This window comes from Micromonospora sp. CA-249363, assembly GCF_050950185.1.
Lineage (GTDB): Bacteria > Actinomycetota > Actinomycetes > Mycobacteriales > Micromonosporaceae > Micromonospora.
Genome location: NZ_CP192020.1, coordinates 1,159,689 through 1,183,553, shown reverse-complemented (window position 1 = coordinate 1,183,553; position 23,865 = coordinate 1,159,689). Strand labels below are relative to the sequence as shown.

General features: G+C 72.0%; 20 protein-coding genes and 1 pseudogene. 7 read left to right on the top strand and 14 right to left on the bottom strand.

Annotation, left to right across the window (positions count from 1 at the left end; genetic code table 11):
• Nucleotides 1-8: 8 nt before the first annotated feature.
• The 9 genes and pseudogenes from ACQPZK_RS05600 to ACQPZK_RS05560 all read right to left on the bottom strand — a co-directional run bounded on the left by ACQPZK_RS05600 (nucleotide 9) and on the right by ACQPZK_RS05560 (nucleotide 7,968).
• Nucleotides 9-1,178 (bottom strand): glycosyltransferase, encoded by a 1,170-nt coding sequence (locus tag ACQPZK_RS05600; RefSeq protein WP_433537266.1) that lies wholly within the window; start codon nucleotides 1,176-1,178, stop codon nucleotides 9-11.
• Entirely contained in the window at nucleotides 1,175-2,320 is a 1,146-nt protein-coding gene (locus ACQPZK_RS05595; RefSeq protein WP_433537265.1) for a glycosyltransferase family 4 protein, read from the bottom strand. Before ACQPZK_RS05595 ends, ACQPZK_RS05600 begins: the two co-directional genes overlap by 4 nt.
• Nucleotides 2,321-2,443: 123 nt before the next feature.
• Nucleotides 2,444-3,187 (bottom strand): MBL fold metallo-hydrolase, encoded by a 744-nt coding sequence (locus tag ACQPZK_RS05590; RefSeq protein ID WP_433537264.1) that lies wholly within the window; start codon nucleotides 3,185-3,187, stop codon nucleotides 2,444-2,446.
• A gap of 225 nt (nucleotides 3,188-3,412) precedes the next feature.
• Nucleotides 3,413-4,378, bottom strand: a complete 966-nt coding sequence (locus tag ACQPZK_RS05585) for a PLP-dependent cysteine synthase family protein (RefSeq protein ID WP_422738560.1) — start codon at nucleotides 4,376-4,378, stop codon at nucleotides 3,413-3,415.
• 137 nt (nucleotides 4,379-4,515) lie between these two features.
• A pseudogene (locus ACQPZK_RS05580) lies at nucleotides 4,516-4,815 on the bottom strand (MoaD/ThiS family protein); the annotation flags it as partial.
• Between the two features lie 66 nt (nucleotides 4,816-4,881).
• Nucleotides 4,882-5,370 (bottom strand): Mov34/MPN/PAD-1 family protein, encoded by a 489-nt coding sequence (locus ACQPZK_RS05575; protein ID WP_433537263.1) that lies wholly within the window; start codon nucleotides 5,368-5,370, stop codon nucleotides 4,882-4,884.
• A 52-nt stretch (nucleotides 5,371-5,422) separates the two neighbouring features.
• A complete protein-coding gene (locus tag ACQPZK_RS05570; protein WP_421476559.1) occupies nucleotides 5,423-5,917 on the bottom strand; it encodes a DUF2017 domain-containing protein in 495 nt (164 codons plus the stop codon).
• A 61-nt stretch (nucleotides 5,918-5,978) separates the two neighbouring features.
• Nucleotides 5,979-6,269: an ATP-dependent Clp protease adapter ClpS gene (gene clpS, locus ACQPZK_RS05565; protein WP_039905549.1), complete on the bottom strand. Its 291-nt coding sequence runs from the start codon at nucleotides 6,267-6,269 to the stop codon at nucleotides 5,979-5,981.
• A 148-nt stretch (nucleotides 6,270-6,417) separates the two neighbouring features.
• Nucleotides 6,418-7,968 (bottom strand): hypothetical protein, encoded by a 1,551-nt coding sequence (locus ACQPZK_RS05560; RefSeq protein ID WP_433537262.1) that lies wholly within the window; start codon nucleotides 7,966-7,968, stop codon nucleotides 6,418-6,420.
• A gap of 197 nt (nucleotides 7,969-8,165) precedes the next feature.
• Between ACQPZK_RS05560 and ACQPZK_RS05555 the strand changes: the two genes are divergently transcribed.
• Genes ACQPZK_RS05555 through ACQPZK_RS05540 form a run of 4 tightly spaced genes read left to right on the top strand, consistent with a single transcriptional unit; the run spans nucleotide 8,166 to nucleotide 14,051 of the window.
• Nucleotides 8,166-10,844 (top strand): LuxR C-terminal-related transcriptional regulator, encoded by a 2,679-nt coding sequence (locus ACQPZK_RS05555; protein WP_433537261.1) that lies wholly within the window; start codon nucleotides 8,166-8,168, stop codon nucleotides 10,842-10,844.
• A gap of 16 nt (nucleotides 10,845-10,860) precedes the next feature.
• A complete protein-coding gene (locus ACQPZK_RS05550; protein ID WP_433537260.1) occupies nucleotides 10,861-12,147 on the top strand; it encodes a nicotinate phosphoribosyltransferase in 1,287 nt (428 codons plus the stop codon).
• A 31-nt stretch (nucleotides 12,148-12,178) separates the two neighbouring features.
• Entirely contained in the window at nucleotides 12,179-12,760 is a 582-nt protein-coding gene (locus ACQPZK_RS05545; RefSeq protein WP_433537259.1) for an isochorismatase family protein, read from the top strand.
• A 40-nt stretch (nucleotides 12,761-12,800) separates the two neighbouring features.
• Nucleotides 12,801-14,051, top strand: coding sequence for an MFS transporter (locus ACQPZK_RS05540; protein ID WP_433537258.1), 1,251 nt, complete (start codon nucleotides 12,801-12,803; stop codon nucleotides 14,049-14,051).
• Nucleotides 14,052-14,606: 555 nt separating this feature from the next.
• Here the strand turns inward: ACQPZK_RS05540 and ctaD are convergent.
• Together ctaD and ACQPZK_RS05530 are read right to left on the bottom strand one after the other, a co-directional pair.
• Nucleotides 14,607-16,364, bottom strand: coding sequence for an aa3-type cytochrome oxidase subunit I (gene ctaD, locus ACQPZK_RS05535; protein ID WP_433537257.1), 1,758 nt, complete (start codon nucleotides 16,362-16,364; stop codon nucleotides 14,607-14,609).
• A gap of 130 nt (nucleotides 16,365-16,494) precedes the next feature.
• Nucleotides 16,495-17,601 (bottom strand): FAD-dependent monooxygenase, encoded by a 1,107-nt coding sequence (locus tag ACQPZK_RS05530; RefSeq protein ID WP_433537256.1) that lies wholly within the window; start codon nucleotides 17,599-17,601, stop codon nucleotides 16,495-16,497.
• 299 nt (nucleotides 17,602-17,900) lie between these two features.
• On the opposite strand from ACQPZK_RS05530, the gene ACQPZK_RS05525 reads away from it, so the two are divergent.
• Entirely contained in the window at nucleotides 17,901-19,025 is a 1,125-nt protein-coding gene (locus ACQPZK_RS05525; protein ID WP_433537255.1) for a GH12 family glycosyl hydrolase domain-containing protein, read from the top strand.
• A gap of 156 nt (nucleotides 19,026-19,181) precedes the next feature.
• Entirely contained in the window at nucleotides 19,182-20,699 is a 1,518-nt protein-coding gene (locus ACQPZK_RS05520; RefSeq protein WP_433537254.1) for a SulP family inorganic anion transporter, read from the top strand.
• Here the strand turns inward: ACQPZK_RS05520 and ACQPZK_RS05515 are convergent.
• The 3 genes from ACQPZK_RS05515 to ACQPZK_RS05505 form a co-directional block, all read right to left on the bottom strand.
• Nucleotides 20,686-21,651 carry an N-acetylmuramoyl-L-alanine amidase gene (locus ACQPZK_RS05515; RefSeq protein ID WP_433537253.1) on the bottom strand — a complete coding sequence of 322 codons (966 nt, stop codon included), beginning with the start codon at nucleotides 21,649-21,651 and terminating at the stop codon, nucleotides 20,686-20,688. The genes ACQPZK_RS05520 and ACQPZK_RS05515 overlap by 14 nt on opposite strands.
• A complete protein-coding gene (locus ACQPZK_RS05510) occupies nucleotides 21,651-21,806 on the bottom strand; it encodes a hypothetical protein (RefSeq protein ID WP_396801453.1) in 156 nt (51 codons plus the stop codon). Before ACQPZK_RS05510 ends, ACQPZK_RS05515 begins: the two co-directional genes overlap by 1 nt.
• Before the next feature lie 126 nt (nucleotides 21,807-21,932).
• Nucleotides 21,933-22,721 (bottom strand): aldo/keto reductase, encoded by a 789-nt coding sequence (locus ACQPZK_RS05505; RefSeq protein WP_433537252.1) that lies wholly within the window; start codon nucleotides 22,719-22,721, stop codon nucleotides 21,933-21,935.
• Nucleotides 22,722-22,815: 94 nt separating this feature from the next.
• Here ACQPZK_RS05505 and ACQPZK_RS05500 point away from each other — a divergent pair, with 94 nt between their 5' ends.
• Nucleotides 22,816-23,865: a DNA polymerase ligase N-terminal domain-containing protein gene (locus ACQPZK_RS05500; RefSeq protein WP_433537251.1), complete on the top strand. Its 1,050-nt coding sequence runs from the start codon at nucleotides 22,816-22,818 to the stop codon at nucleotides 23,863-23,865.

Genomic DNA, 23,865 nt, shown 5'->3' with positions numbered 1-23,865 from the left:
CCTGCACCCTATGCGGTGCGGCGATCCACCTCGCCCCGGGTGCCCTGCGGCACGTCCGCGTCGTGGGCCCGAAGGAACCCGGCGACCGCCTCGGGCCAGCCGAACTCCTCGGCCCGCGCCCGGGCGGCCCGCCGCCGCTGCGCCTCCGGACGGGCCACGAGGCGGCGCACGGCCTCGGCCAGCGACGCCCCGGAGCCGTACGCGGCCAGCCCCGCCGAGCCGACCACCTCGGGCAGCGCGCTCGCGGCGTTCACCACCACGGGAGTGCCGCAGGCCAGCGCCTCCAGCCCGGCCAGACCGAAGGTCTCCACCGGGCCGGGCGCCAGCACCACGTCCGCGCTGGCGAGCAGCGCGGCCAGCGAAGCACGGTCGGGCAGGAAGCCGGTGAACGTGACCGGCAGGCCGGTCGCCCGGCGGGCCAGCGACGCGCGCAGCGGCCCGTCGCCGACCAGCACGAGCACCGCCGGCACGCCGGCCCGGCGCAGCTCGGCGAGGGCTTCGACCGCCAGTTCCGGCCGCTTCTCCGGAGACAACCGCGCGCAGTGTACGAGCAGCAGCTCGGTCGGGTCGGCGTAGCGTTCCCGCAGCCGGGGGTCGGCCCGGTCCGGGCGGAACGTGTCCAGGTCCACGCCGAGCGGCACCAGGTGGACGTTGTCGGCCCCGATGCGCGCGAACTCCTCGGCCGCCCACCGGGTCGTGCACACGATCCGGTCGTACGCCCGGCTGGTGGCCCGGTTGAGTCGGTCGGCGGTCGGCCGGCGCAGCACCTCCGGCACTCCCCACTGGCCGAGCAGGCCGGTCAGCGACTCGTGCGAGACCATCACCGACGGCACCCCGTGCGCCTTCGCCCAGGCCCCCGTCCAGCGCAGCGACGACCGGTCGGACACCTCCAGCCGGTCCGGCGCGAGCTCGGTGAGCACCCGGGCCAGCCGCTGCCGGCCGGCCAGCAGCCGGTAACCACCCGTGCCCGGCAGCTCCGGGCCCGGCAGGGTGAACACCCGACCCCACGGGTGCCACTCGTGGGTGTGCCGCCGGCCGGGCACCACCAGCACCGGATCGTGTCCCGCCGCGCGGTAGCCCTCGCCGAGGTGCCGCAACGCCGTCCGCAGGCCACCGGAGCGCTCGGTCACGAAGTTCGCGAGCCGGACGATCCGCAACCCGCCGGCCGTCGCCGTCACGACGCGGCCGGCAGACCGACGGTGGCGGCGCCGGCGCGTACCGCGGAATAGTGCCCGACCAGCTCGTCGCCGACGGCCGCCCAGCTACGCCGGCGCACCGCGGCGCGGGCCGCCACCCCGTACGCCCGCCGCCGGTCGGCGTCCCCGGCCAGCTCGGCCACGGCGACGGCCAGCGCGTCCCCGTCGCCGGGTGGGACCAGCAGCCCGGTCCGGCCCGGGTCGACCAGGTCGACCGGCCCGCCGCTGGCCGGGGCGACCACCGGCACCCCGGACGCCAACGCCTCCTGCACGGTCTGGCCGAACGTCTCGTGCGGGCCGGTGTGCGCGAACACGTCCAGGCTGGCGTAGAGCCGTGCCAGGTCCTCGCCGTGCCGCACGCCCAGGAACGTCACCCCCGGCAACGCCCGCTCGAGCTGACGACGGGCCGGGCCGTCGCCGACCACCACCACCCGTACGCCCGGCAGCCGGGACGTCGCCGCCAACAGCTCCACCCGCTTCTCCGGGGCCAACCGGCCCACGTAGCCGACCAGCAGCTCCCCGCCCGGGGCCAGCCGACGTCGCAGGTCGGCGCAGCGCTTGGCCGGGTCGAACCGGACGGCGTCGACGCCCCGGCCCCACAACCAGATCCGCTGCACCCCGTTGGCGATCAGGTCGGCGGCTGCCTGGGTCGACGGCGCGAGCGTCCGCTGAGCCAGATTGTGGATCTCCCGGAGTCGTCGCCACGCCGCCGCCTCACCCCAGCTCACCCGGTACGCCCTGGCGTAGGCCGCCACGTCGGTCTGGTAGACCGCCACCATCGGCAGCCCGTACCGGTCGGCGAGGGTGGCCGCCCGCGCGCCGAGGACGAACGGGCTCGCCAGGTGCACCACGTCCGGGGCCGCCGACAGCAGAGCCCCCGCCAGCCGGGTGGTCGTCGGCACGCCCAGCCGGAAGCCCTGGTAGCGGGGCAACGGCACGCTGGGGATACGCACCACCGGGTACGCGAGACGGTCGGCGCCCCGCCGGTCCGCACCGGAGGGCGCGGGTGCGATGACGACCGGTTCGTGGCCACGGGCCAGCAGATGTTCGGCCGTGCGCACCACGGAGTGCGCGACGCCGTTGACGTCCGGCGGGAACGACTCGGTCACGATGGCGATCCGCATGTCCACACCGTGCGGGTGCCACGGGTGCGCCAGGCGACCAGCCGCTGACCGGTCGGCGAACAGTACGGCACAACACCGGACCGCCGACGACGCCGACGAAGCGCCGGGTTGGCCGCGACGCGGTCAGATGTCGTAGCTGGCGCCCGCCCGGACCACCTCGAGCGGCCCGCTGTACGCGGCGGCGGCCGATTCCAACGTGTGCGCCTCGCTGCCCCAGGCCGCGACCAGGTGGGTCAGCAGCAGACGACCCACCGCCGCCTTGGTCGCGATCTCACCCGCCTCCCGGCCGGTCAGGTGCAGATCCGGGGGGTTGTCCACGCCGTCCAGGTAGCTGGCCTCGCACAGGAACACGTCGGCGCTCTGGGCCAGCCGCAGCAACGCGTCGCACTCGGCGGTGTCCGACGAGTAGCACAGCGACCGGCCACCGTGCTCCAACCGCACGCCGTACGTCTCGACGGGATGGTTCACCCGGTCGACGGTGACCGTGAACGGCCCGATCGGGAACGTGCCCGGCTGGAGGGCGTAGAACTGGTAGACGTCGTCCACCGTGCCGTCGTCGCCGTAGGCGGCGCTGAGCCGGTCCGGGGCGCCGGCCGGGGCGTACACCGGCAGCGCCGGGTAGGGGCCTTCGGGGGCGTACCGGCGGACCACCACGTACGTCACGGCATCGAGGACGTGGTCACAGTGCAGGTGGGTCAGCAGGATCGCGTCCGGAGCGTGCAGCCCCGCGTACCGCTGGAGGCTGGACAACGACCCCGAGCCGAAGTCGACCAGGAGACGGAAGCCGTCCGCCTCGACGAGGTAGGCGGAGCACGGTGACTCGGGGCCCGGGAAGCTGCCGGCACACCCAAGGACAGTCAGTCGCATCGGGTTTTCTCACTGTCACTGTCAGTAGTATCTCTGCCGGCGGTCGTACCGGCCATGATCTCTACCGACGCGTACGCCACGCTGCGCAGCCTACGCCGGGGTACCCGAGGACAAGAATCATCCGTTGGAAGTTGTCACGAACGTGACACCTGCTCACGGCGAGCCGGGACGCGGAACGGGCCGTCGACGCGTACGCCGACGGCCCGTTCGCGCAGAACCCGGCCCTCAGGCCCAGAGCTGGCCCTCCAACGCGTCCTCGGCGTCGCTGAGAGTGCCGCCGTACGCGCCGGTGGACAGGTACTTCCAGCCTCCGTCGCACACCACGAAGGCGACGTCGGCACGTCGGCCGGCGCGGACCGCCTCATGGGCCACCGCCAGCGCGGCGTGCAGGATCGCGCCCGTGGAGAACCCGGCGAAGATGCCCTCCACCTCCACGAGCTGTCGGGTGCGCAGCACCGCGTCCCTCGTGCCGACCGAGAAACGCCGGGACAGCACCGAGGCGTCGTACAGCTCCGGCACGTACCCCTCGTCGATGTTGCGCAGCCCGTAGACCAGTTCGCCGTAGCGCGGCTCGGCCGCCACGACCTGGATGCCCTCGACCTTCTCGCGCAGGTAGCGCCCGGTGCCCATCAGGGTGCCGGTGGTGCCCAGGCCCGCCACGAAGTGCGTGATGGTGGGCAGGTCGTGCAGCAGCTCCGGGCCGGTCGTCTCGTAGTGCGCCCGCGCGTTGGCCTCGTTGCCGTACTGGTAGAGCATCACCCAGTCCGGGTGCTCGGCGGCGATCTGCTTGGCCGTCGCGACGGCCTGGTTCGAGCCGCCCGCCGCCTCCGAGAAGATGATTTCCGCCCCGTACATGCGGAGCAGCTGGACCCGCTCGGTCGAGACGTTCTCGGGCATCACGCAGACCAGCCGGTACCCGCGCAGCTTCGCCACCATGGCCAACGAGATACCGGTATTGCCGCTGGTCGGCTCCAGGATGGTGTCCCCAGCCCGGAGCCGGCCGGCCTCCTCCGCCGCGCGGACCATGAACAACGCCGCGCGGTCCTTGATGCTGCCCGTCGGGTTGCGGTCCTCCAGCTTGGCCCAGAGCCGCACCGGCGGGGCGCCGTCGGGCACCGTCGGGGAGAGTCGGGGCAGCCCGACGAGCGGCGTACCCCCGCACGCGTCGAGCAGGCTGTCGTACCGCGCCACGACGGCCGCCCTCAGCGAGCGGCGACGGCGTCGCGAGCCGCCGCCGCGCTGTCCCGGCTGATGCTGTGCGAGCTGATCGCCGCTGCCGCGGCGCTGTGCGAGCTGATCGCCGCTGCCGCGGCGCTGTGCGAGCTGATCGCGGCTGCCGCCGCGAAGCCGAACGCGCCGCCGGCCACGGCCGGCAGGATGGTGACGCTGTCGCCGTCGGAGAGCTTGGCGTCGAGCGCGCCGAGGAAGCGCACGTCCTCGTCGTTGATGTAGACGTTGACGAAGCGGTGCAGCGCGCCGGCGTCGGTGACCAGCCGGCCGCGCAGGCCGGCGTGCCGGGAGTCCAGGTCGGTGAGCAGGTCGCCCAGCGTGTCGCCGGCGCCCTCGACAACCTTGGCGCCGCCGGTGTAGCTACGCAGGATGGTGGGGATACGAACTTCGATGGCCATGATGTCGTGCTCCTTGATCGGGTGTACCAACGGTGACGGGAAGAAACGGGTGCGGACGCTGACGGGTCAGCGGCCGGAACACTCGTAGTCGACCGTCGCCGGGCTCTGCCCGAACATGTAGGACTGCACGGCGTGCGGGTCGACCCCGGCCTCCACGATCTGGACCGGCTCCTCGGTCACCACGCCGTCGACGATCCGGAACGAGCGGATCTCCTCCGAGTCGGGCTCGCGGGTCGAGACGAGCAGGTAGTGCGCGTTCGGCTCGCCGGCGAAGGACACGTCGGTACGCGACGGGTACGCCTCGGTCGCGGTGTGCGAGTGGTAGATGACCACGGGTTCCTCGTCGCGGTCGTCCATCTCCCGCCAGACGCGCAGATGCTCCATCGAGTCGAACTCGTAGAAGGTCATCGACCGCGCGGCATTGTCCATCAGGATGTGCCGGGTCGGGGTGTCGCTGCCGACGGCACCGGCGACGACGCCGCACGCCTCGTCGGGGTGGTCCCGGCGCGCGTGGGCGACGATCGCGTCGATGATCGACCGGTCGATGCTCAGCACGTGCTCCAGCCTAACGCCTGGCACGCGGGCCCTGAAGTGGTGCGGGTCACCCCTAGTCGATCAAGGCGTTGAGCAGCGACTCCTGGAGATATCCGAGATACGCGTAGACCGACAGCTGGAACACCCGGCTCGACCCCGGATCCTCGGTCACCGCGTCGTCCAACTCCTCGCCCAGGTCCGTGCCGTCCTTGATCTCCAGCCGGACACCCATCGCCAGTCGTGCGTCGTTGAGCGCCCGCAGCCACGCCTCGGCCGCCTCCGCGTCCAACCGCACCTCGCCGCCGGCATCGTCGGGCAGCGCGGCCAGGATCGCCCCGGCCTGGTCGATCTTCGCGGTCTTCAGGTCACCCTCGGTGTAGCGGCGGAACTCCGCGGTGCTGGCCGCGTCCTCGGGGTACGCCGCCGGAAACAGCCGGCCGACGACCGGATCGGTGTGGTCGAAGCCGTCGGTGAGGAGACCGACCACCTCGGTGGCGACCTTGCGCAGCACCCGCACCTCGTCGACGGCGAAGGTGGCGACGTAACGGCCCGCCTGCCGCCGGAACATGCTCACGATGCCTGCCTGGTTCGCGACTGCGGGGCTCGCAACCCCGGCTCACTCCTCGCGCTCACGAGCGGTCCACCGTTGCCCAGAGGCCGTACGCGTGCAACTGCGACGCGTCGTGCTCCATGCGCTCCCGGGCGCCCGTCGAGACCACGGCGCGGCCCTTGTGGTGCACGTCCAGCATGAGCTGCTCCGCCCTCTCCCGGCTGTAGCCGAACAGCTTCTGGAAGACCCAGGTCACGTACGTCATCAGGTTGACCGGGTCGTCCCACACGATCGTCACCCATTGCCGGTCGGGCGCCGGCACGTCGTCAGTGGCCGGCGTCTCGACCGGTGCAACCTGTGGAGCCGCCATGCCCCCCATCGTGCCACCGGTTTCCCTGAACCGAGGAACCGGAACGCCGGACGAATGCGGATCGCCCGTCGCGACCGTCGCCGAGCCGCCTCGCACCTGCGCGGGGGCGAGGCGCGGAGCGAGGTCGAGCCGCACGGCGGGCACCCGGTCAGGCGAGCAGGATGCCGTGGTCGATCGCATCGGACAGCACCACGCCCAGCGAGAGACGGATCACCTCGAAGCGCCGGGAGATCTCGCGGGAAAGCTCCAACTCGACCTCGCGCAGCGCTCGCTGGGACCAGGCCCGCGCTGCGCTGTGGTCGTTGTTTCCCGGGGTACGCCACTGCTGCCAGCATCCGCCGGAGAGCGCCACCGCGATCGGCGGAAGCACCTCGTCACGGGTCGCCGTCGGATAACCGGCGAGCGCGTCGATCGCCTCGGCGCCGGTCAGACCGGCCACACCCGCCGTACTGGTGACCAGCAGTACGCGGTCCAGGTCGCGTCCCGCGCGGTGGTCGGCCAAGCCGTACTGCACGGCGGTGGCGATCCGACGACGCACACCCTCCGTCGGCGGCGCGCCGAGCACCTGAGCGGTGGTGTCGGCCACGATGCCCCGCACCGCGTGGTCGCACTGCGCGGTGGCCAGCAGCGACAGTGCCGCCATCTCCCGGTCGAGCAGATCGGGAAGGCCGGCGCAGCCCACCCCGAACACGATCTCCTGAACGGCCCGCAGATGGATGTTCGCCAGTTCCAGCGCCAGATGCTGGCGGATCCGCTGGGCGCAGGAGCGGGCCTGCCGGTCGAGCCGCTCGGACCAGTCTCCCGGCTCGGCGGCCACCGCCACCCGGCCGTGCTGCCCCGGCAACACCGGCGGTTCGGCGCTGGCCCGCTGCAACCCCTCGGTCGCCGACCACCCCACCAGCGCCCGGCGCAGGTCGGCGGCGGCGTCCACGCCGTCGACCGGGAACCAGCGCGCGGCGGCCAGGGCGGGCACGGCGGCCAGCAACGCCGCCCGGTGCGCCGCGACGGTCACCGCGACCGGGTCCACCTCCCCCGAACGACCAACCGCCGGCGGGACGGACGCCCCCGCGTCCTCCGTCGTCGCCGTGCCGTCGGCCAGTGGCGCCCAACCGGCAGTGCCGGGCGTCACCGCGAAGACGACCTCCACCGGGGCCGCGGCCACCTCGGCGAGCAGGTTCAGCTCCTGGGCGGTGAACGCCTGGTCGGCCGCGATCACGAAGAGCAGCGCGCCGGCCCGGCCGACGGCTTCCCGCAGCACCCGGACGCCGGCCACACCGAGTGCCGCGGTGTCCGGTGTGTCGATGAGGGTGAAGTGGCGCAGCAGCGGCTCGGGCACGCTCAGCTCGACCCGCCGGGGCGGGCGGGCCAGGGCCGGGCCGGCCGCGTCCCGGTCCGCGCCGTACGAGTGCGGCTGGCGGTAGCCCGGGACGAACGCCGCTCGCGTCGGCACCTTGGCGTGCCGGACCACCAGCCAGCTGCCGGCCGGCACGGTGAGCATCACCGGGTCCAGACCGACGAGGGTGGCGAGCACGGCACGCCGGTCGGCACCGGCGGGACCGACGGCGACCACGCCCAGCGGCTCGTCCGCCCGGGGGCCGGGCACGTCGAGCTCGGTGGGCAGCGGGCCGCAGCTCGGCAGGTCGGCTGAGCTGGCCATGTCGCCGGGCGAGTCGAGCGAGGGGAGAGGGCCCTGCTGCATCGGGTGGCCTCCCGGGGCTGGCGACCGGCACGCCGGTCGGGTGGAAATTCCGGTCACGCTACCCGGATGCCCGAAGAGTACGTGCGGCCGGCCAACCAGGCGAAATACCGCAGATACTCAGCAGTAATTGTGCGACTACTCAACTTCGGTGCGTGACGGTACGGGCGCGGACGGAATTCGATGGATATGCTGCGCGGATGAGTCGATGGAAGTTCGTCGGCCGGACCGATGAACTCAACCGCCTGCTGGCGGCGGTTACCGGCGAGGCCGGCCGAGGGCTCTTCTTCAGCGGCAGCGCCGGCATCGGCAAGAGCCGGCTGTTGCGCGAGGGCGTCAACACCCTGCCCACCGACCGGTACGCCATCTGGTCCATCGCCGCGAGCGCCACCACCGCGGCGCTGCCGTTCGGCGGGCTGGTCCAGGTCCTCCCGGCGGAGCAGCCACAGGGCCTCTCCCCCGCCGGCATTCTGCGCTGGGCGCTGGGCGTCCTGCAACAGCAGGCCGCCGGTCGGCGGATCGTGCTCGCCATCGACGACGCGCACCTGCTCGACCCGCCGTCCGCCGCGCTCGTGCACCTGGTCGCCCGCGCGGACAACGCCACCGTGGTGGGTACCCTGCGCGACGGCGAGCAGATTCCGCTGCCGATCCGCGCGCTCTGGACCGACGATCTGGTCGAGCAGGTCGAGCTGACCCCGATGCCACCGTCGGAGACCGCCGGTCTGCTGGCCGCGATCCTGGGCGGCCCCGTCGACACCAACTCCGCCGACCGGCTCGGCCGGCTGTCGGCCGGCAACCCGCTGCTGCTGCGCGAGCTGGTGCACGCCGCCAGCGGCAGCGAGGAGTTGAAGCGCGCGTACGGCCTCTGGAAGTGGACCGGGCGGCTGGAGCTGGCGCCCAGCCTCACCGACCTGATCGACACCCGCGTCGGGCAGCTCACCGACGGCGTCCGTACGGTCGTCGAGCTGGTCGCCTTCGGTGAGCCTCTCGGGCTGCACCTGCTCAACCAGGCTGCCGAGCAGTCCGATGTGGAGTTCGCCGAGGAACGTGGGTTGATCACCGTCGTCCAGCACGATCGGCGGACCGACGTACGCCTGGCGCACCCGCTCTACGGCGAGGTCATGCGTCGCCGCTGCCCGGTCAGTCGCACCCGACGCCTCCAGGCGCACCTCGCCGAGCTGCTGGAGCAGGTCGGCAAGCGTCGCCGCGACGACCTGCTGCGGGTGGCGGTCTGGCGCCTCGACTCCGGTACCGCGCAGGACGCCGCCCTGCTGGTGGACGCCGCGATGCAGGCGTTCACCCGGTATGACGTACCGTTGGCGACCCGCCTGGCCCGGGCGGCGCTGCACGCCGACGGCGGCTCGGACGCGGCGGAGCTGCTGGCCACCATCCTGATGTTCGCCGACCGACCGGACGAGGCGCTCAGCGTTCTCGACGCGGTGACCCTCGAGCCCGACGACGAGCGCCGCCTCTGCCGGTGGCTGACCGTCCGCGGCATGGTCAGCTACTGGGGGCTCAGTCGGGAGTCCACGGTGGAGGAGATCGCGAGCCGCGTCGAGCAGCTCGGCGACTCCGCCGACCGGGCCCGGGTGCACGCCTTCGAGGCGATCATGCGGCTGCACCGACTCGACACGGCGACCGCCGTACGGCTCAGCCAGACCGTGCTCGACCGGCCCGCGGCCAGCATCGCCGCCCGCGAGCTGGCCCGCAGCACCATCGCGTACGTCCAGGCCGCCGAGGGTCAGCTGACCCGCAGCGGCGCGGCCATCGCTCAGGTGCACTCGGCCGCGGCGAGTTGGCGCACCGACATGCCGTACCTGCAACTGGCCCTGGAACTGGCGCGCGGCACCCGACTCATGCTCACCGGCGATCTCGCCGGGATCGACGCGATCGTGGCCGACGAGTTCGCCGACCTCGCGGGCGCCGGTGACTTCCGGCTCGGCACGGGCTACCTGGCGATCCTCGCGGCGTACGCCGCACGGCTGCGGGGGCAGAGCGACGCGGCCATGCGTACCTCGTTGGGCGCTTGCGCGGTGCTCGCCACCAGCCGGGTCTACGCGGGCCTGGCCCAGGCCGAACGGGCCCAGGCGGCGGCGCTGCGCGGCGACGCGGCGCAGGCCACCGAGGCGATGGCCGAGGCCGACCGCACCCACGCGCCGGGCATGGCGGTGCTCTACCCGTGGTTGGAGCAGGCCCGGGGCGCGGTGCTGGCCGCATCCGATGACCTGCCGGGGGCGGTGAAGCACCTCAGCGACCTGGCCGACCGGCTGCGCGCGGACGGCTTCGCCGGGCACGAGGTGCACGTCCTGCACGATCTGGTCCGGCTCGACCAGGCCGGTACGCCGATCGGTCCCACCTGCTCGGACGGCGGACGCCGCACCGTGGCGCAGCGCCTCGCCGAACTGTCCGAGCAGGTGGACGGGGTGTTGCCGCCACTGCTGGCCCGGCACGCCCGGGCGTCGGTGACCGACTCGGCCAAGGATCTGCTGGCGGTCGCCGACGACTACACCGCGCTGGAGTTGACCGTGTACGCCGCCGAGGCCACCGCCCAGGCCCTGCACCGGCTGCGCCAGCAGCAGTCCACGACGGCCGGCGAGGCACGCGAACGACTCGCGGGGTTGCTCGGGCGGTGCGACCTGATCCGGACGCCGGCGCTACGGGCCGGAGCGCCGGTGCTGACCGAACGCGAGTGGCAGGTGGCCCGTCTCGCGGCGCATGGCGCGACCAGCAAGGCCATCGCCGAACGGCTGTACCTCTCCGCGCGCACGGTGGAGAACCACCTACAGCGGATCTACACCAAGCTCGGCGTGACCGGCCGGACGGAGTTGTGGGCGGCGCTGCGGTCGATCCCGGGCCACGAGGGCGGCGACTCGGGCTGAACCTTAGGCTGGCACGGTGAGCACCCACCGCCCCGCGCTGCTGACCGACCACTACGAGCTGACCATGGTCAGCGCGGCACTCAAGGACGGCACCGCCGACCGCCGCTGCGTCTTCGAGGTGTTCAGCCGCCGGCTGCCCAGCGGCCGGCGGTACGGAGTGGTCGCCGGCACCGCGCGGCTGATCGAGCTGATCCGCGACTTCCGGTTCGACCCGGCCGAGGTCGACTTCCTGCGCCGCACCGGCGTGGTCGACGACACGGCGGCGGCCTGGCTCACCGACTACCGCTTCAGCGGCGACATCGACGGGTACGCCGAGGGCGAGCTGTTCTTCCCGGGTTCGCCGATCCTGACCGTCTCCGGCGGCTTCGCCGAGTGCGTGGTGCTGGAGACGGTGGCGCTCTCCGTGCTCAACCACGACTGCGCGGTGGCGGCCGCCGCGGCGCGGATGGTCACCGCCGCCCGGGGCCGCGCCCTGATCGAGATGGGGTCGCGTCGGGCACACGAGGAGGCGGCCGTGGCGGCGGCGCGGGCCGCGTACCTGGCCGGTTTCCGGTTCACCTCCAACCTCGCCGCCGGCGAGCGCTACGGCATCCCCACGGCGGGCACGGCGGCGCACGCGTTCACGCTGCTGCACGACGACGAGCGGGCGGCGTTCGCCTCGCAGGTCGCCACGCTGGGCAGGGACACCACGCTGCTGGTCGACACGTACGACATCTCGCAGGGCATCCGCAACGCCATCGCGGTGGCGGGGCCGGAGCTGCGGGCGGTCCGGATCGACTCGGGCGACCTGGCGGTGATCGCACAGCAGTCCCGGGAACTGCTCGATTCCCTGGGCGCGACCGAAACCAAGATCATCGTTTCGGGCGACCTCGACGAGTACTCCATCGCCGCGCTGGCCGCCGAGCCCGTCGACATGTACGGCGCGGGCACGGCCGTGGTCACCGGCTCCGGGGCGCCCACTGCGGGGCTGGTCTACAAGCTCGTCGAGGTCGACGGCCGGCCGGTGGTGAAGCGCTCCGAGCACAAGGCCACCATCGGGGGACGCAAGGTGGCGGTCCGCCGGCACAAGCCCACCGGCACCGCCACGGAAGAGATCATCGTCCCGCAGGGCGTGCCCGACCGGCAGGCCAACGACCGGACGCTCCAACGCTCGTACGTGGTCGACGGTGAGCCCGTGGCCCTGCCCACCCTCGACGAGTCCCGGGAGCACCTGCGGGAATGCCTCATCTCCATCCCCTGGGAGGGGCTGAAGCTCTCTGCCGGCGACCCCGCCGTGCCGGTCACCGTCGTACCCGCCGGCTGAGCCCGCTGATCCGACCTCGAAGGGACCCCCGATGGCCAACGCGCTGATCATCGTGGATGTGCAGAACGACTTCTGTGAGGGCGGCTCCCTGGCCGTCCCGGGTGGGGCCGGGGTGGCCGCCGGGATCTCCCGGCTGCTCGCCGGCGAGCCGGACCGATGGCGGCACGTGGTCGCCACGAAGGACTACCACATCGATCCGGGGGCGCACTTCGGCGATCCGCCGGACTTCGTGGAGTCCTGGCCCCGGCACTGCGTGGTCGGCACCAGCGGCTCGGAGTTCCACCCGGAGCTGGAGACCGGACGGGTCGAGGCGATCTTCCACAAGGGCGAGCACGCCGCCGCGTACTCCGGATTCGAGGGGCACGCCGACGACGGTGAGTGCCTGGCCGACTGGCTGCGCCGGCACGACGTGGACACGGTCGACGTGGTCGGCATCGCGACCGATCACTGCGTCCGCGCCACCGCGCTCGACGCCGCCCGGGAGGGCTTCGCCACCACGGTTCTGCTGGAACTGACCGCCGCGGTCGCCCCGGAGACCACCGACGTGGCGCTGCGGGCGATGGACGGCGCCGGGGTGATCCTGCACGGTGAGCCTGTGATCACGGCCGCATGAGGCGGTAATTGGTTGGCCAACGGTCCGCGTCCCGTCGAGGATGTCGCCGGAGGTACGGACCAACATGAACATCAAGCCTTACCGGACAGCGCTCGCCCTGCCCGGCCTGCGGTCGCTGCTGCTGGTCGCCGTCCTCGCGCGTATCCCGCTCACGGCCACCGGGGTCACCCTGACCTTCCACGTGGTGCTCGACCTCGATCGAGGTTACGGCGCGGCGGGTCTGGTGGGCGCCGCCATCACGGTGGGCGCGGCGATCGGCGGCCCCTTGCTCGGCCGCCTGGTCGACCGGCGCGGCCTGCGTCCGGTGCTGGTACTCACCGGGATCGCCGAGGCGATCTTCTGGACCACGGCGCCCTCGTTGGCGTACCCACTGCTCCTGCCGGCCGCGTTCGTGGCCGGCTCGCTGGCCCTGCCCATCTTCTCGGTGGTCCGCCAGTCGATCGCCGCGCTGGTCCCGGAAGATCAACGGCGTCCGGCGTACGCGCTGGACTCCATGTCCGTCGAACTGTCCTTCATGATCGGCCCCGCGCTGGCGGTGGCCCTGGTCACCGCGATCTCGGCGCAGACCACCATGTACCTCGTCGGTGGCGGCATCGTCGCCGCCGGGGCCGCGCTGTGGCTCCTGAACCCGCCGATCCGCAGCGCCGCCGAGCCCGTCGGCCCACGACGCCAGGTGTCCCGCCGCGAATGGCTGACGCCCCGGCTGCTCGCCGTGCTGGCGCTCAGCACCGCCGCAACCCTGGTCCTCGGAGGTACCGACGTGGCGGTGGTCGCCGTCCTGCGGGCCAGCGGAGAGGCCGGCTGGACCGGGGCCGTGCTGGCCGGCTGGGCGATCGCCTCCCTGATCGGCGGCTTCGCCTACGGGGCGGTGCGCCGCTCGCTCTCCCCGCTCACCCTCACCGCCGCGCTCGCGCTCTGCACCATCCCGGTCGGGCTGGGCGGCGCGCACTGGTGGCTGCTGTGCCTGGCGCTGATCCCGGCCGGCGCGCTGTGCGCGCCGACCATCGCGGCCTCCGCCGACGCCGTCAGCCGGCTCGCCCCGGCCGAGGTACGCGGTGAGGCGATGGGCCTGCACGGCTCGGCCGTCACCGTCGGCATCGCGGTCGGCGCACCGCTCGCCGGTGCCGTCATCGACGCCAGCGCGCCACTGTGGGGCTTCGTGGTGACGGGGGCGCTCGGCGCCCTGATCGTCCTGGCCGTGCTCCCCCTGGAGCTGCGTCGCCGCCGCAACACCGACGTCCTCCCCCCGACGACGCCCACCGAACAGGAACTAGCCGCCGCAACCCGCTAGCCCCAGCACCCGGCACCCCCGGGATTTCCGGGTACCCCGCATTCCCGGCCACCCCGGCACCTCCGGACGCCTCGGCACCCGGGCAGCCCGACACCCTGGGCACCCAACACCCTGGCACCAGGTGCCCCGGCTTCCCGGGCACCCCACAGCACCTCGGGCACCCTGGCGCATCTTGGGCGTGCAGGCAAAATTGGCACCTGGGGGCACTCGGGGCACCAAGATCCACGCAACATCCCTGATGTTGCTGCTTCGAAAGCGCGGGAGGCAGCAATATCCCTGATGTTGCGCGGATCTTGCCGCTCGGCGGCACTCGCGAGCGAGAGAACCCGACGTCTCTCCGCGCCGATCTTGCACAAACTGTTGCCGCTTTGTCAGCTTCCGCCTGATTTATGACGACAGAAAGTGCAAGATCGGCGCGGGGAACGGGTGGCGCGAGGTGCGCCCGGGCGCGGGACCGGCGCGCGGGACCGGGGCGCGGGGGGGGGTGGGTAACGGGGCGGGCGCCGCTCCCGGGGGTACCGGGGGCGGCGCCCGTCGTACAGGCTTGGTTGAGCGTCAGTTGCGGTCGATGTTGCTGGCGGTGTCCTCGGTGTAGGTGGCGCCGCCGTCCGACTCGCTGGTGAGCGGCTTGGCGCCACCCTCCGGCGGACCGGCCACGCTCTGGCCCGCGGCCAGCTCCGGGAACTTCGCGTCGAACGCCGGCCGCTCGGAGCGGATGCGCGGCATCCGGTCGAAGTTGCGCAGCGGCGGCGGGCTGCTGGTCGCCCACTCCAGCGAGTTGCCGTGACCCCAGGGGTCGTTCACCTCGACCACGGGGCCGGTCTTGTACGACTTCCAGCAGTTGTAGATGAACGGCAGCGTGGAGATACCGGTGATGAACGCGCCGATCGTGGAGATCGTGTTCAGCGTGGTGAAACCGTCGCCGGGCAGGTAGTCGGCGTACCGGCGGGGCATGCCCTCGGCGCCGAGCCAGTGCTGCACCAGGAAGGTGGTGTGGAAACCGATCATGGTGAGCCAGAAGTGCACCTTGCCCAGGCGCTCGTCGAGCATCCGGCCGAACATCTTCGGGAACCAGAAGTAGATGCCGGCGAAGACCGCGAACACGATGGTGCCGAAGAGCACGTAGTGGAAGTGGGCCACCACGAAGTACGAGTCCGACACGTGGAAGTCGAGCGGCGGGCTGGCCAGCAGCACACCGGTGAGACCACCGAAGAGGAAGGTGACCAGGAAGCCGACCGCCCAGAGCATGGGCGTCTCGAAGCTGATCTGGCCCCGCCACATGGTGCCGATCCAGTTGAAGAACTTCATACCGGTGGGCACCGCGATCAGGTAGCTCAGGAAGCTGAAGAACGGCAGCAGCACCTGGCCGGTGGCGAACATGTGGTGCGCCCACACGCTCATCGACAGCGCGGCGATCGCGACGGTCGCGGCGACCAGGCCCTTGTAGCCGAAGATCGGCTTGCGGGAGAACACCGGGATGATCTCGCTGATGATGCCGAAGAACGGCAGCGCGACGATGTACACCTCGGGGTGCCCGAAGAACCAGAACAGGTGCTGCCAGAGCATCGGTCCACCGGTCGCCGGGTCGTACACGTGGGCGCCGAGGATGCGGTCCGCGGCGAGCGCGAACAGCGCGGCGGCCAGCAGCGGGAAGACCAGGATCACCAGGAGGCTGGTGACCAGGATGTTCCAGGTGAAGATCGGCATCCGGAACATCGTCATGCCGGGCGCGCGCAGGGTGAGCACCGTGGTGATCATGTTCACCGCGCCGAGGATCGTGCCCAGACCGGAGATGGCCAGACCCATGATCCACATGTTCGCGCCGACGCCGGGCGAGTGCTCGACGCTGCTCAGCGGCGCGTACGCGAACCAGCCGAAGTCGGCGGCGCCGCCCGGGGTGATGAAACCGGCGGTCGCCATCGTGCCGCCGAACAGGTACAGCCAGTAGGCGAAGCTGTTCAGGCGGGGGAAGGAGACGTCGGGCGCGCCGATCTGGATCGGCACGATGTAGTTCGCGAAGGCGAACACGATCGGCGTCGCGAAGAACAGCAGCATGATCGTGCCGTGCATCGTGAAGAGCTGGTTGTACTGCTCGGGCGACAGGAACTGCAGCCCGGGTCGGGCCAGCTCAGCCCGCATGACCAGGGCCATCAGGCCACCGATCAGGAAGAACACGAACGCGGTGACCATGTACATGATCCCGATCTGCTTCGCGTCCGTGGTTCGCAGCAGCCGCGCGATGGCCGACCCCTTGACCGGCTCCCGGACCGGCCAGGGCCGGGTCACGACCGGCTTGGGTGCGACGGTGGTCACGAGTGGCCTCCGGTTCTCGGTTGTCCCGCTCGGCACACGCTGGTTATCGGCGGGCCGTCATCCGCAAGGAGGATAGTCCCCGGCAGGTCGCAGCGCCGCGTGGGGTGGCGTGACACGATCTACAACGGGGCTACAGCGGGCCGACCAGTAGGCGGTAGTGCTCCCCGAAGATACGTCCGCCGCGTCCGCGCAGCAGCGGGTCGCGCAGCGCCGGCGGCACGTCCCTGGTCCGGTTGCGGTCCCGGGTCCGGTCGGCCACCCATCGGGTACGCGGGCGACGACGACTCTCGTACGCCACCAGCGCCGCCTCGACGCTGCCGGCCGCGCGCAGCGATTCGGCCAGCACCACGGCGTCCTCCAGCGCCATGGCCGCGCCCTGCGACAGGGTCGGCGCGGTGGCGTGTGCGGCGTCGCCGACCAGCAGGACCCTCCCCCGGTGCCAGCGACCCAGGTCGACCTCGTCGGTGATCCCGACGTCCACCCGGTCGAGCGTGTCGAGCACCTCGGGCACCGGCCCCCGGTAGTTCGCGAAGAGCTCCCGCAGGCGGGCCAGCGGATCGGCGGGCGGCACGGTGCCCGCCTCGTCGGCGTAGCAGTGCAGCCGGCCCTCCCCGATCGGCACGAGCAGCAGGCCGCAGCGCTGCCCGAGCAGGGCGGTCCAGTCGGTGACGGCCGGACCGTCGCGCAGGACGGCCCGGTAGACGACGTGCCCGGCCGGACGGGGCGGCCCGCCGAGCGCGGCCAGGGTCCGGACCGACGAACGAGGTCCGTCGGCGCCGATGACCAGGTCGTACTCGGTGCGGGTGCCGTCGGTGAAGGTGACGCCGACGGCGCCGGGCAGCAGTTCGAGGGTACGGACCTCGGCGCCGTGGCGGACGGCGCCGCCGGCGCCGCTGAGCAGGACCCGGTGCAGGTCGCTCCGGGGCAGCGCCCGGCACTCCCCGACGCCGTCCCAGAGCGCGTCCAGGTCGACCTGGCAGAGCGGGGCCCCGGCGGCGTCGAAGAAGAGCTGCCGGTGGATCACCTGCCCGAGAGGACGGACGGGATCGTGCAGGTCCAGCCGGTGCAGCGCGCGGGCGGCGTTGCCGGGCAGGTAGAGACCGACATCGGTCGACTCTCCCGCCGGCAGCTTGTCGGTCACGTCCGGCCGGAAGCCCGCCAGGCGCAGGGCCCGGGCCACGGCCAGGCCGGCGATGCCCGCGCCGACGATGAGGATGCGCAGGGGGGAGCTACGCATGGTGGTGTACGCCTCCGGAGGGGAACGGCACGCGTTGGAGGCAACACGCTACTCGGAGCGATGGGTGCACACCAGAGCCGATCGGCCCGGCACGAACCGCTCGCCGTCGGCCGCTGCCGCTGACCGGGACGCGGGCTGACAGCCGACCGGAGGGGGCGTGGCAATCCTCACAATTCGCCAGTTTGACGCACGCGGTTGCGCCGTAGTTTCAGACATGTAAATGTGTCGTTGAGCGTGGGAGCGCTCCCGCACCACCCCACCACCGCCGGCGCCCAGCTTGCGCCGAGTCAAGGAGCGTCATGAAACGTCACCTTCGAGCCCTGGCCGCCGCCGGGCTGCTGCTCACCAGCTCACTCGTCGCCGTGGCTCTCGGCGGCAGCGCCTCGGCCGACACGCTGATCTGCGAGCAGTACGGCTCCACCGTCATCCAGGGCCGTTACGTGGTGCAGAACAACCGCTGGGGCACGACCGCCCAGCAGTGCATCAACGCCACCAGCAACGGCTTCGAGATCACCACGCTGAACGGCAGCAGCCCCACCAACGGCGCGCCCACGGCGTACCCCTCGATCTTCTTCGGTTGTCACTACACCAACTGCTCCCCCGGCACGAACCTGCCGATCCAGGTGTCGCAGATCAGCAGCGCCACCAGCAGCATCAGCTACCGGTACGTGAGCGGCGCGACCTACAACGCGTCGTACGACATCTGGCTGGACCCGTCGCCCAAGCGGGACGGCGTCAACCAGATGGAGATCATGATCTGGCTCAACCGCCAGGGCCCGATCCAGCCCATCGGCTCGGTGGTCGGCACGACGAACCTGGCCGGCCGGACCTGGGAGGTCTGGCGGGGCAGCAACGGCTCCAACAACGTCATCTCGTACGTCGCGCAGTCCGCGATCTCCAGCCTGAACTTCAGCGTCCTGGACTTCATCAACGACACCCGCAACCGGGGCGCGATCACGAACTCCTGGTACCTGACCAGCATCCAGGCCGGCTTCGAGCCGTGGCAGGGCGGCGTCGGCCTCGCGGTGACCTCGTTCTCGGCCAACGTCAACGGTGGCGGCAACCCCACCAACCCGCCGCCGACGACCCCGCCCCCGGGCGGCAGCTCGGCCTGCGCGGTCAAGTACACGGCCAACTCGTGGAACAACGGCTTCACCGCCGACGTGCAGATCACCAACACCGGCTCCAGCGCGATCAACGGCTGGACGCTGAACTACAACCTGCCCGGTGGGCAGACGGTCACCAACGCCTGGAACGCCACGGTGAGCCAGAGCGGATCCGCGGTGACCGCCCGGAACGTGAGCCACAACGGGTCGATCGCCCCCGGCGGCACGGCCAGCTTCGGCTACCAGGGAACGCTGAGCGGGTCGTACTCGTCCCCGACCAGCTTCTCGCTCAACGGGACGGCCTGCTCGCGCAACTGAGTCGACGGCACGACGGCGGGGCGCGACCCAAGCGGTCGCGCCCCGTCCGTGTCGAGGGTGAAACAATCACGCTTAACTATGCATTAATATTATCTCAGTACCTTTCTGGAGATGTCGGCTTTAGCGTCATTTCGGCACGATATCCCCTCGTCCATCGTGGTCTTCCTGATCGCCATCCCGTTGTCTCTGGGCATCGCCGCCGCCTCCGGAGCACCGCTGATGGCCGGGCTGATCGCCGCCGTCGTGGGCGGGATGGTCGCCGGCGCGCTCAGCGGCGCGCCGCTCCAGGTCAGCGGACCGGCGGCTGGGCTCACCGTGATCGTCGCGGGCACCATCGCCGAGTTCGGCTTCGCGGGCACCGCCGCGATCGTGACCGTCGCGGGGCTGCTGCAGATCGTGCTGGGCGTCACCCGTCTCGGACGGGCCGCGCTCGCGCTGTCGCCGACCGTCGTACACGGGATGCTGGCCGGCATCGGCCTGGTCATCGCACTGAGCCAGGTGCACGTCGCGCTCGGCGGCGAGCCCCAGAGTTCCGCCTGGGCGAACCTGCGTGACCTACCCGGCCAGGTCGCCGACTACCACAGCCTGTCCGTGCTGCTCGGCGCGCTGACCATCACGCTGCTGCTGGTCTGGTCACGCCTGGTCAAGACCACCATGCTGCCGGCGACCCTGGTGGCGGTGGTGGTCGCCACCGTGGTCGCGACGGCCCTCGACGCCGACGTGGACCGGGTGGATCTGCCCGCCGATCCCTTGAGCGCGCTCGCCTTTCCCCGCTGGCCCGATTCGCCGCCCTGGGAAGTCCTCCCGGCAGTCGTCACCATCGCCCTGGTGGCGAGCGTGGAATCTCTCCTCTCGGCGGTGGCCGTCGACCGCATGCACCACGGCCCGCGCGCGAACCTCGATCGGGAACTCATCGCCCAGGGTGCCGCGAACACCGTTTCCGGGACGCTCGGCGGCCTGCCGGTCACCGGCGTCATCGTGCGCAGTTCGGCGAACGTCGCGGCGGGCGCACGCACCCGGGCCTCGGCCGTCCTGCACGGAGTCTGGATCGCCGGGTTCGTGATGGCCGGCGCGGTACTGCTGGAGATGATCCCGATGGCCGCGCTCGCCGCCGTCCTCGTGGTGGTCGGTCTGCGGTTGGTGAGCCTCGCCCAGATCCGCACGTACGCCCGGCACCGGGAGCTGCCCATCTACGTGGTCACCGCGGTCGGCGTGGCCGCGACGGACCTGCTGATCGGGGTCGGGCTGGGCATGGCGACGGCGGCGCTGTTCATGTTGTGGCGGCTGGCCCGCTGCGACATCCACGTCAGCGAGCCGAACCCCGGCGCCTGGCTCGTGTCGATCACCGGAACACTCGCCTTCGTCGCCTGCGGACGGCTCACCCGCCGACTCGCCGCCCTGCCACCGGGGCAGCACGTCGCACTCGAGCTGCACCTGGACTATCTGGACCACGGCGCCTACGAGACGATCCGCGACTGGCAGGCGTCCTACACGCGGTCAGGTGGCAGCGTCCGGGTCAGCGAGGTGCACGGCTCTTGGCTCCATCGTGCGGGCACCGACGGGCTCGGCACCGGCAAACGAACCACCGTCTGCGTGACCCCTCGGGACTCCGTGAAGTCGGGGCATCCGCACGCCTGGGACACCCCGACTCCACGCAGGGTCAGACGCGGGTGAGGCGTACGGCGTCGGCGATGACCAGACCCGTCGCGTTGCTCCAGCGGCTCACCGCCACCCGGTTGGCGTCCCCGGCGGGCAGGGTGAACGTGCCGAGTACGCGCCACTGCCCGCCGGTCGCCCGCTGGTCGACGTACACCGTGGTGTTGCCGGTGGTGGTGGCCACGATGTACGGGGTGGCGCTGTTGTAGCCGCTGTTCGTCGGCCACCACGCGTCCACCCGGTAGCTGCCGGTCGCCGGGACGTTGAACCGGTACCAGGCCGGGTCGCTGGCCGCGACGGGATCGGCGTAGCGGTAGTCGGCGCCGTACCGCTGGGTGGAGAACGTCGACACGCCCCAGTTGGCGCTGGCGGTGAAGCGACCGGAGGTCGTGTTGTCGACGATTGACGACCAGGCCGTACCGCCGCCGGCCATCTTCGCGGCGACGTCGGCGCGCATAACGTTCAGGTCGATGAAGGACGGGTCGATCTTGCCGGTGGTGCTGGTCTCCCGGTGTCCGCGCGCGTAGCTGCTGTCCCGACCGAGCCGGGTGAGCACGGCGGCCGTGGCGGCTATCGAGGCGTTGTACTGCGCGGTCGTCATCCGCTGGTCGACGCCGTTGTAGTCGATCTCCCACCCGATCATCAGGGTGTTGCCGTCGCCGGCGGGGATGGGCCCGCTGCCGCCGCTGACCCCGGCGTGGTTGCAGCGGCCGGCGGAGATGACGTGGAAGACGCCGTTGTAGTCGACGAGGGCCTGGCAGAGCGGGCCGGCCAGGTCGGAGCGGCCGTTGATGCAGATGCCCAGCGCCGGGTGGGGGTTGCTGGCGCTGGAGGTCGAGGCCGTGTGGTGCCAGAGCACCCCGATCGGGTCGAAGGAGCCGGGCCGCATCCGGTTGAGCCAGTCGCCCTCGACGACGACCTGGACCCCGGCGGCGCGCAGCACGTCCACGAGCCATCCAATGGTGGCCATCAGGATTCTCCGAGCAGGTCGGCGAGGCACTCGGGGGCTTTCGGCGCGGCACTCGCCGGAGCGGGCCGGACCACGACGGTCAGGGCGGCGGCCACCAGGGCGGGGATGCCGAGCACCCCCCGGCGACGCAGACGAATGGACGGTGGTCGGGCCATGGCGATCCTCCAGCGAAGGCGGGTGTGAGACGGATCGACGGACGTGATGACGGCACGCTATACCGTCACGAGCGTCTATGTCGATACCCTTCACATGCCGGCCGCGACCTGAAGGAATTCGCCGCCTCAGGCGTCGCCGAGCGCGTCGATGTCGCGCATCTCCTCCGCCGTCAGCGAGAAGTGGAAGACGTCGAAGTTGGCGGTGATCCGCTCCGGCGTCACCGACTTCGGGATCACCACGATCTCGTGGTCGATGTGCCAGCGCAGCACCACCTGCGCCGGGGAGACACCGTGCGCCGCGGCGATCCTGGTCAGCACCGGATCGCTGAGATCGCTGGTCTTGAACGGGCTGTACCCCTCCAGCACCACGCCCCGGTCCCGGTGCTCGGCGTGCCGCTGCCGGTCGTACAGCGCGGGACTCCACCGGATCTGGTTGACCGCCGGGTTCTCCTCGGTCGACTGGATGAGCTCGTCGATCTCGCCAGTGCTGTAGTTGCTGACCCCGACGGCCCGGGTCAGGTTCTCGTCCCGCGCGGCCAGCAGCTCACGCCACAGCGGGATGCTGTCCGCCGACGACGACGGCGGCCAGTGGATCAACCAGAGGTCCACCTGGTCGACGCCGAGCGCCTCCAGGCTGGCCTCCAGGGTCTCGCGCTCCCGGCCCATCCGGTCCGGCGGCAGCTTCGTGGTGAGGAAGATGTCCTCCCGACGCAGCCCACTCTCCCGAACCGCTCGGCCCACCTCCCGCTCGTTGCCGTACACGGTGGCGGTGTCGAGGTGGCGGTAACCGGTGTCGAGCGCGGCCAGCACCGCGTCGTAGCCCGCCTGGCCGGTCGCCTGCCAGGTGCCGAAGCCGAGCAGGGGCATCCGCACGTCGCCCGGGAGCAGTGCGGTGGGCTGGTCGCTGAGGTCCATGAGGTCCGTTCTACCCCGCCGCGCGCCCGGCCGCCGAGCGAACCGGACACTCCGGAGGCCAGCACGAGGGCCCGTTCTGCCGGAGAATGCGGGTGTGACGGACCGGCTGGACGAGTACCGACGCCGGCGCGACGCGGCCCGCACACCGGAGCCCGTGCCAACGGCCACGCCCCGACCGGCCGGCGGCGACGGCGACACCGCACGCTTCGTCATCCAGCAGCACCACGCCCGCAGCCTGCACTGGGACCTGCGGTTGGAGCACGACGGGGTGCTCGCGTCCTGGGCGGTGCCGCGCGGCCTGCCCCGCGACCCGGGTCGCAACCACCTCGCCGTCCACACCGAAGATCATCCGATGGAGTACCTCGACTTCGCCGGCGAGATCCCGGCCGGCGAGTACGGGGGCGGCCGGATGGTCATCCACGACCGGGGCACGTACCGCTGCGAGAAGTGGCGCGACGACGAGGTCATCGTGACGCTCTCCGGCGAGCGCACCGAGGGCCGGTACGCGCTGTTCGCCACCGGCGGCCGGGACTGGATGATCCGCCGCACCGATCCCGCGCCGCCGGGGTGGACGCCGATGCCGGAGCTGGTCCGGCCGATGCACGCCACGCCCGCCGCCGGGCTGCCGCGCGACGCCGGCGAATGGGGGTACGAGCTGCGCTGGGACGGGGTCCGCGCGATGGCGTACGTCTCCGGCGGACGGTTGCGGCTGCTCTCCGAGACCGACGAGGAGATCACCGGCGGGTATCCGTGGCTGCGCGCCATGGCCGAGGCCCTGGCACCGACCGAGGCGGTGCTCGACGGCGTGCTCGTCCGCATCGACGGATCGGGACGGGTGCGTCCGGCACGCCCGGCCAGCGGAGGCCGAGTGCCGGCGGGCGCGCAGTTCCTGCTCGTCGACCTGCTGTGGTTGGAGGGCGTGAGCAGCATCGACGTCCCGTACGCGCAACGCCGGGAACTGCTCGATGGGCTGGCATTGGCCGGTACGCACTGGCAGACTCCGCCGTGGTTCTCCGGTGCCGGCGACGAGGCCCTACGCACCGGGCGTGAGCAGGGGCTGCCCGGTGTGGTGGCCAAGCGGCTCGACTCGGTCTACGAGCCGGGCGCGCGCAGTCGGCGCTGGTGGAGCATCGACGCGGCCTGA